At 67.3% G+C, this 987-nt stretch carries 1 protein-coding gene; it reads left to right on the top strand.

Annotation, left to right across the window (positions count from 1 at the left end; all coding sequences use genetic code 11):
• The first annotated feature begins 49 nt into the window (after nucleotides 1–49).
• Nucleotides 50–733, top strand: coding sequence for a CheB methylesterase domain-containing protein (locus PKO02S_RS32060; protein ID WP_307720055.1), 684 nt, complete (start codon nucleotides 50–52; stop codon nucleotides 731–733).
• The last annotated feature ends 254 nt before the right edge of the window (nucleotides 734–987 follow it).

Raw genomic sequence — 987 nt, 5'->3', positions numbered from 1 at the left:
GAGGCAGGGACCGGGAACGAGCGACGCAGGACGGTCAGCGTTGCTTCCAGTGCCTCCGCCTCGCCGCCTTCATGGCGATACTGGATCAGGTTTGCGGACCGGTCAAGCCGCAGGGGATGCTTGCTCGTTCGACGGGAAGTCGACCGGTACCGTATCCGGCTGCAAGGTGATCGCCGTAGGCGCCTCGACGGGCGGCACGGAAGCGATCACCCGCCTGTTGGGAGCGCTGCCCCCGGCCATGCCCGGCATCGTGATCGTGCAGCATATCCCGCCCGTCTTCTCTCGGATGTTCGCCGAGCGGCTGAACGAGACGACCGGCTTCACGGTGCGCGAGGCGCAGTCGGGCGACGTCGTGCTGCCGGGCCATGTGCTGATTGCGCCGGGCGATCAGCATATGCGGCTGTTGCAGGGCCGAGCCGGCTATGAGGTCGAGTGCGGCGCCGGGGTGAAGGTCGGCGGGCATCGCCCGTCGATCGACGTGCTATTCGACTCCGTCGCGACTGTCGCGGGGAAGGCGTCGATCGGCGTGCTGCTGACCGGCATGGGCGCGGACGGCGCCAAAGGCCTGCTCGCGATGCGCCGGGCCGGGGCCCGCACGCTCGGCCAGGACGAGGCGTCGTCCGTCGTCTACGGCATGCCGAAGGTCGCGTTCGAGCTCGGCGCCGTGGAACGGCAAGTGCCGCTCGAGCGGATGGCGGCGGCGCTGATCGGCCTGCTGGCGCCGGGGCGCTGAGCGCCTGCCAGCGCAAACAAGCCCCTGCGGCGAGGGACCCGGACGGTTGATCCGTCCGGGTCCCTCGCTTGCGGGGGCTTGTGAGTCGAGCTTGCAACTAAGTGAGCAACTCCCGCCGACATCGTAAGGCCCACCGCATGAAAATAAGTCCGGAATCCGTACTAACTCTGCTCCAAAAGTCGCTGTCGAGCAAAATAAGTCCGGAATCCGTACTAACTTCTCACCCAAGTGCCGCCTCTGGGCCGAGCTAATGC

Source organism: Paenibacillus koleovorans NBRC 103111, assembly GCF_004000845.1.
GTDB classification, from domain to species: domain Bacteria; phylum Bacillota; class Bacilli; order Paenibacillales; family NBRC-103111; genus Paenibacillus_AA; species Paenibacillus_AA koleovorans.
Note: the sequence above shows the minus strand (reverse complement) of the source record. Positions and strands in the feature narration are given on the sequence as shown.